We start from the raw sequence: 7,006 nt of genomic DNA, 5'->3' as shown, positions 1-7,006 counted from the left end.
TAGAAGCAGTCGGGCGCCTTGATGTCTTCGAGGTTGATCGCGCCGAATGTCGGCTCCAATGCGGCGATCACCTCGACCAGTTTCTGTGGGTCCTTCTCGTCGATCTCGATGTCGAACACGTTGACGCCGGCGAAGTTCTTGAAGAGTACCGCCTTGCCTTCCATGACAGGCTTGGACGCCAGGGCACCGATATTCCCCAGGCCAAGGACCGCCGTTCCGTTGCTGACGACCCCCACCAGGTTGCCACGTCCGGTGTATTTGAAGGCATTGGCTGGGTCTTTGACGATCTCCTCGCAGGGCGCAGCAACGCCCGGGGAGTAGGCAAGCGAGAGATCGTGTTGGTTGACCACTTGCTTGGTCGAAACGACGGCCAGCTTTCCGGGTGTGGGGAACGCGTGGTAGTCGAGGGCTGCCTGCCTTTTGTCGCTGGATGTGGGGGCGGTCATGGTCAACAGGGTTTCTGCTTTTGGGGGAGTGGATAGGGTGGCCTGGGCGGGGTCTGCTGTCGCTGCAGAAGTGGCCTGTTCGGTTGCGACTGAACTGGATTCGACGTCTCGCAAAGCCACAGCGCATGCACGCTCACCATGCCTGACGAGCGCATCCAGGCACTGGGATTCATTGAACGCATCGGTCCAGCCGGCGGCAGAGGAAGGTGCTGGCGGGTTGTTTTTGTTCTTCAAGGGGATCGTCTTCGCCACTGCAGAAGCGCAGTGGCGAAGCCTGGTGTGTGTGAACCAACGCATGCCGCAATACCCTGGCCAATGCGGCACAGGGGTTGTGGGCTGGCGGTTGAACGTCAATCGGCCGTTACGCCGGAATCCTTGATGATCTTGGACCAGCGGTTCATTTCACTTTCAACGTACTTCTTGTGTTCCGCTGGATCCAGGCGGGAGTCGGTCACCACACGGACTCCCAGAGCTTCCTCTCGCTTGATGAGTTCCGGGTCTTTGAGTGCGGCACGAATGGCTGTATTCAGCTTGGCCAGCACGGCAGGCGGCGTGCCTTTGGGCGCGTACACGCCGTGCCACACCGACATCTCGAAACCCGTCAGTCCGGCCTCTGCCAACGTGGGCACCTGAGCCAGCCCAGGCAAAGTCATACGCTGGTTGCTGGTGACGCCATAGACCTTGACCTTCTTGGCTTCGATCTGGGGCACGGCGTTGGTTGCTTGCTCGCACATCAGATCGACCTGACCGCCCATCAGGTCGGTCATCGCTGGCGCTGTACCTTTGTAGGGAACAAAGGTCATTGTCGACTTGAGGGCCGCCTGCAGAACCAAACCGCACAGGTGAGATGCCGACCCCACGCCGGCGTTGGCAAGGTTGACTTTCCCATCGTTGACGCTGATCCACTGGCGCAGGTCAGCCAAGTTGTTGGCAGCCAATCCGGGCTTGCCGATCAAGGTCGACGGCGCCTCGTTGATGAGGCCGAGGTACTCGAAATCTTCCAGTGTTTTGTAGGGCAGCTTTTTATACAGCGCCGGCGCGGTGGACAGGCCGATATGGTGCACCAGCAGGGTGTATCCATCTGGCGTGGCGCGTGCAACCCGCGCCGCGCCGATGGTGCCGCCCGCCCCTGCCGTGTTATCGACGACCACCGTCTGGCCCAGGGGCTTGCGCAGTGCCTCCGCCAGGTCACGGGCAATCTTGTCGCTGGGGCCGCCGGCTGAGAAGGGGACCACCAGGGTGATCGGTTTGTCCGGAAATTCTGCCCATGCAGCGGTGCTCGCGGCGATCAGACCGATGGCTGCAACTGCAGCCTTTTGCTTCAACATGCCCATGACTTTGTCTCCTTTAGGTTTTGGTTCTTTGCTCGGATCAGGCGGAAAGTGCCTGCATTTGCGCGTACAGGTCGGCCTTGCCTTCGAAACCGATGCCGGGCAGATCGGGCAGGGTTACGTGGCCGTCGACCACCTTCACGCCGTCCGGGAAGCCGCCGAACGGCTGGAACAGGTCCGGGTACGACTCGTTGCCGCCCAGACCCAGGCCAGCGGCGATGTTCAGCGACATCTGGTGCCCACCGTGCGGGATGCAGCGGCTGGCTGACCAGCCGTGCTCCTTGAGCATGTCCAGCGTGCGCAGGTACTCAACCAGGCCGTAGCTCAGCGCGCAGTCGAACTGCAGCCAGTCGCGGTCGGGGCGCATGCCGCCATAGCGGATCAGGTTGCGCGCGTCCTGCATGGAGAACAGATCCTCCCCGGTGGCCATGGGGTTCTTGTAGTAGTTGCGCAAAGTGGCCTGCAACTCGAAGTCGAGTGGGTCCCCTGGCTCTTCGTACCAGAACAGGTCGTACTGCGAGAGCGCTTTGGCGTATTGGATGGCCGTGTCCAGATCGAAGCGGCCATTGGCATCCACGCAGAGTTTCTGGCCGTCTTGCAGCACGCTGAGAATGGAGTCGATGCGGCGCAGATCTTCGTCGAGCGATGCACCGCCGATCTTCTTCTTGACCACGGTGTAGCCGCGATCAATGTAGCTGCGCATCTCGTCCTTGAGCTTGCCGTGGTCCTGGCCGGGGTAGTAGTAGCCGCCAGCGGCATACACGAAGATTTCGCGGTTCGGCGTGCCGTTGCCGTAGCGGTCTGCCAGCAATTGGAATAGCGGCTTGCCTTCGATCTTGGCTACGGCGTCCCACACCGCCATGTCGATGGTGCCGATCGCCACAGAGCGCTCGCCGTGACCGCCCGGCTTCTCGTTGGTGAACATCGCGTTCCAGATCTTGTGCGGGTCGAGGTTCTTGCCGCTGTCGTCGATCAGGGAATCCGGATTGGCTTCGAGCACGCGCGGAATAAAGCGCTCACGCATCAGCTTGCCCTGGCCATAGCGGCCATTGGAGTTGAAGCCATAACCCACCACCGGCTTGCCATCGCGGATCACGTCGGTGATCAACGCGACGAGGCTCAGCGTCATCTTGCTGAAGTCGATGTAAGCGTTGCGGATGGGCGAGCTGATGGGGATGGTCTTCTCTCTGATCTCAACGATTTTCATGCTTGGCTCCGTGTATCAAAACAAATGTCTGGATCGGTATGATCTGCAACCGCGCGCCGTTTGACCAATGCCGTTTTTCTTCTCTTCAATGCTTTCAAGGCACCGGCTATGAACATCTCCTGGCTCGAAGATTTTTTGGTCTTGGCCTCGGTGGGAAATTTTTCTCGGGCGGCGGAAGATCGTCACATGACCCAGCCTGCATTTGGTCGCCGCGTCCGCGCGCTGGAGGAGTGGCTGGGGGCAGAGCTTTTTGACCGAAGCACACAGCCGGTCAAGCTCACCGAGACCGGCCAGTGGTTCCAGGGTGTCGCGCCCGAGTTGCTGGCTGAGATAGCCCGGTTGCCAGGAGCTGCACGCGCGGTGGCCGAAGCCAACTCAAAAAGCTTGCGATTCGCCGCGACACATGCGTTGTCGCTGACCTTCATGCCCGGTTGGTTGCGCCGCTTTGAAGCGCATACGATGGCAGGGACTCTGCAATTGGAGTCCGACATGCTTCATCGGTGTGAGGCTCTCCTGGCTCAGAGCAAGGTGCAGTTCGTCTTGTGCCACGCCCACGCTCAAGCGCCCAGTCAACTGCAGGTACAGGGCTACTCGTCCATCTGCGTTGGCACCGACGTTTTGCGCCCCGTTTCCGCCATGGGCCCAGAGGGCAAAGCCCTTCACCAATTGGAGCGACCCGGGACGACAGCCCTTCTTCTGACCTACAGCGCAGAATCCGGGCTGGGCAGCATCCTTCATAAAACCATCGACCGTGAGCTAGGGGCGCTTCAAACACAAACTGTCTTCACTGCCCACTTGGCATCCGTGCTAAGGACGATGGCGCTCGAAGGTCGAGGGATAGCTTGGCTGCCTCAAAGCCTCGTCGGCGATGACCTTGCAGCGGGCAATCTGGTTGCGGCGGCCACTGAAGCGTGGAACGTCGAGCTTGAAATCCGGGTCTATCGAGCTCATTCGCAGTTGGGGCGGGCTGCAGAAGCTCTCTGGGATACAGCAGTGCAGTCAGTGAAAGGCAAGCCAGCTGAGCAGCAAGCCCGACTGCCCGCCCGTTGACGCAACGGTATGGGCCGCGCTGGTAAACCCGCTTTGCGTTGAACTGCGACGGTGCAATGGGCAAGTTCCGGCCAGCAGCCGACCTTCGCAACTCCTAGCTGATCACTTTCGCCCAGTGCAGTCCCCAATGTCTTTCTCTCTGCTATCAGATGGCTCGGTAGTCCAGCACGAACAGCATGATGCGATTGTTCCATGGTGGAGCTTTACGAAGACGGTGCTGTCGGCAGCGGCGCTATCACTGGTGCGTGATGGATTGGTTCGGCTTGATGCTGCGGTCCTTGACGGTCCGTTCACGCTGCGTCAGTTGCTGAAACATGAAGCCGGGTTGGCGGACTATGGTGAGCTTGCCGAATACCACGCCACCGTTGCACGCGGCGAAAGGCCTTGGGTGGTAGATGAAATGTTGGAACGCCTCGATGCCACGAGGCTGCGATATACGCCCGGAGTGAGTTGGCGATATTCCAACGTCGGCTACATGTACGTGGCAAGACTCCTCGAACGCCTGACCGGTCTCACTCTCGATGAAGCGCTGACGCAGCAAGTGTTTGCGCCGCTCGGTTTGTCGGGAATTCGTGTCGCAAGAACGCGAGCTGACTTGGCTGGCGTGTGTCTGGGGACGGTATCCGGCTACGACCCAGGATGGGTCTATCACGGCTTGCTTGTCGGTCCGGTCTCAAGCGCTGCCGTCTTTCTGGACCACCTCTTGGCCGGACGCCTTCTGCCTGACTCGCTACTGCGGGAGATGCGAGCGGCACGTACCCTTGGGGGGCCGATTCCCGGGCGCCCATGGATCTCTTTTGGATATGCCCTCGGCCTGATGCAAGGCGAGGTGGACATGGGCGCGACCCTGTGCGGGCACACCGGAGTTGGGCCAAGCAGTGTTTTGGCCGTCTACAACTGCGACTATGAGGGCAGAAGGGCGACCTGCGCCGTTTTCCGTGATGGCCCCGGTGAAGGTATCGCTGAACAAGAAGTAGTTGATCGCCTGTTGGCGACTCTCAAGCCTGAGAAGAATGATGCCTGATGACATGGATTAGCCGTCCCAAGGTCCCAAGGTCCCGAGGCAGCGGGCTGCCGAATGCCCGGTTCGGAGCGCCCGCTATGTCTCTTGTGGGCCCTGAGCACCAGTTCGCAATCGCATACAGCGGACGTTCACGATGAAGTTTCACAGCGGCATGCTCCCGACGTCGGCTGTAGATCTGAAACCGGCCGTCGGACCCGCGAGGGCTTTGGCTCCCGGATGACCGCTATGAGGCAGAGACCGTGGGGTCGTCGTGCGACCTTGGCCGACAGCAATCGCTGCACAGCAGACATATGACGATGAAGCTCGAACGGCAGCAACGGGCCTATATCAGCCGTCGAGACGCTGATTTTGAGCATGACTTCGGACCGGGTATCTCATCTCCTTCGGTCGGATCCGTAACAGACCTGACGTGCTGACCGAGGCCCTGCGTTAGCAGCAGAACCATGTCCGAGCCCACCTAATCGGCCAGGTGGGCACGGATTTTCTTTCGTTGCTTTTTCTGACTGTAAGCGGCGTACTCGCTTAGTTGAATGCGCGGGACTGGCCTGTCTGCCTTTGATGGGGCACTGCGACAATGCCATATGAGTCAAGAACAGCCTTCGACGGCATTCGAAGTTGAGCGCCCAACCATGATCCAGCACACGCTCCCGAATGGGGTGCGTCTGCTGGCCATCCCCATGCCCCACGTGCAGAGCGCCAGCGTGGGCATATTCCTGCGCGTAGGCTCCCGAGACAAGACGCCGGCCACTAATGGCATCAGCCATGTTCTCGAACACATGGCGTTCAAAGGCACCGACACCCGCTCCGTGCAGGCGATCAACCTGGATGCGGAGCGATTGGGGGCTGAGGTCAACGCTTTCACCGGGAAGGACACTACCGGGTACTTCATGACCGGCCTCGGTCGGCACACGCAGCAGTTGCTGCGCATGATGGCCGACATCGTCCTGAACAGTACGTTTCCCGAGCATGAATTGCAGCGGGAACTGGAGGTGATCCGCCAGGAGGCCATCGAGTACGAAGAGGATCCGGACGAGAGCGCCAGTGACCTTCTCGACCGTGCCATCTGGGGTGACGGCGCAATGGGCATGCCGGTGATTGGCACAGTCGCCAACATCGAGGGATTCACCCGGCAGGATCTGGTCCGCCACGTGCAATGCCACTATGTCGCGGAAAAGACGGTCGTGGCTGGGGCGGGCAACTTCGATGTCGATGCCTGGATGACACTTGCCGGAGAACTGTTTGCAGACATTCGTCTGTCGACCGATCTGCCTGTGGTGCAACAACCCAGGCCCGCGAAGTACGTTGGTCATGCTCTGGCCCGGCGTTTTACGCAGGTCTCTCAGGTGTTCGTGAACATAGCTTACCCCCTGGGGCCCGTGGAGCAGCAGGAGGTGCCTCAGCGGCGCTGGCGCCTTGCGGCTTCGCTGGCGGCCCATCTGTTCGGGGAAGGGATGTCGTCGCCCCTGGTCGACACCGTGCGCGAGCAGCTTGGCTTGGCCTATACGACCTATGCGACGATGGAAAGTGGGACGTCTGGGCCAACTTCATCGTGCACGCGGTCACGACCCCGGACAAGCTCGACGCGTTGCTGACCGCCACCGGCCGTTTGCTGCGTGCACAGGCTACCTGCATTGACCCGGTGCACCTGGAGCGGGCCAAGAACCAGCTGACCGTATCCCGGGTTCGTGCTGGAGAGCGGCCCTACGCCACGATGGAGCAGGCTGTGGAAGAGCTCTTCGCCAGCGACACCGTGACGCCGATGGCTGAAACTTTGGCGATAATCGATGACATTGGGTCGGAAGAGGTACGGATGGTCTTCGAGCGGATGTTGGCCAACCCTCCGGCGCTGGCCATTGCTGGCAAGGGAGCCAGTGCAAAAACCGCTCGGCAACTCGCAGCCCGTCTGGAAGCCTGAGTCGATCCTGCTCGCAGCTCATCGTCAACCATA

At 60.5% G+C, this 7,006-nt stretch carries 4 protein-coding genes and 2 pseudogenes; 3 read left to right on the top strand and 3 right to left on the bottom strand.

All coding sequences use genetic code 11. The features are described 5' to 3' along the window. From B2J89_RS01270 to B2J89_RS01260, 3 genes and pseudogenes are all read right to left on the bottom strand, one after another. Positions 1-455, bottom strand: a pseudogene (locus B2J89_RS01270) (NADP-dependent malic enzyme); the annotation flags it as partial. 341 nt (positions 456-796) lie between these two features. Beyond that, on the bottom strand, positions 797-1,780 hold the full coding sequence (locus B2J89_RS01265) for a tripartite tricarboxylate transporter substrate-binding protein (protein WP_169167415.1): 984 nt from the start codon (positions 1,778-1,780) through the stop codon (positions 797-799). Between the two features lie 37 nt (positions 1,781-1,817). Beyond that, positions 1,818-2,984 carry a mandelate racemase/muconate lactonizing enzyme family protein gene (locus B2J89_RS01260; RefSeq protein ID WP_169167414.1) on the bottom strand — a complete coding sequence of 389 codons (1,167 nt, stop codon included), beginning with the start codon at positions 2,982-2,984 and terminating at the stop codon, positions 1,818-1,820. 108 nt (positions 2,985-3,092) lie between these two features. Here B2J89_RS01260 and B2J89_RS01255 point away from each other — a divergent pair, with 108 nt between their 5' ends. The 3 genes and pseudogenes from B2J89_RS01255 to B2J89_RS01245 all read left to right on the top strand — a co-directional run bounded on the left by B2J89_RS01255 (position 3,093) and on the right by B2J89_RS01245 (position 6,973). Further along, positions 3,093-4,034, top strand: coding sequence for a LysR family transcriptional regulator (locus B2J89_RS01255; protein WP_169167413.1), 942 nt, complete (start codon positions 3,093-3,095; stop codon positions 4,032-4,034). 127 nt (positions 4,035-4,161) lie between these two features. Next, complete coding sequence (locus B2J89_RS01250) at positions 4,162-5,058, top strand: serine hydrolase (protein WP_169167412.1); 897 nt, start codon at positions 4,162-4,164, stop codon at positions 5,056-5,058. A gap of 629 nt (positions 5,059-5,687) precedes the next feature. Beyond that, positions 5,688-6,973, top strand: a pseudogene (locus tag B2J89_RS01245) (M16 family metallopeptidase). The last annotated feature ends 33 nt before the right edge of the window (positions 6,974-7,006 follow it).

It is taken from the genome of Acidovorax sp. SRB_24, assembly GCF_012931925.1.
Note: the sequence above shows the minus strand (reverse complement) of the source record. Positions and strands in the feature narration are given on the sequence as shown.

Excerpts from the sequence above, each read along its gene's own strand:
- B2J89_RS01265 (WP_169167415.1), bottom strand. The coding sequence starts at position 1,780 with ATGGGCATGTTGAAGCAAAAGGCTGCAGTTGCAGCCATCGGTCTGATC.
- B2J89_RS01260 (WP_169167414.1), bottom strand. The coding sequence starts at position 2,984 with ATGAAAATCGTTGAGATCAGAGAGAAGACCATCCCCATCAGCTCGCCC.
- B2J89_RS01255 (WP_169167413.1), top strand. The coding sequence starts at position 3,093 with ATGAACATCTCCTGGCTCGAAGATTTTTTGGTCTTGGCCTCGGTGGGA.
- B2J89_RS01250 (WP_169167412.1), top strand. The coding sequence starts at position 4,162 with ATGTCTTTCTCTCTGCTATCAGATGGCTCGGTAGTCCAGCACGAACAG.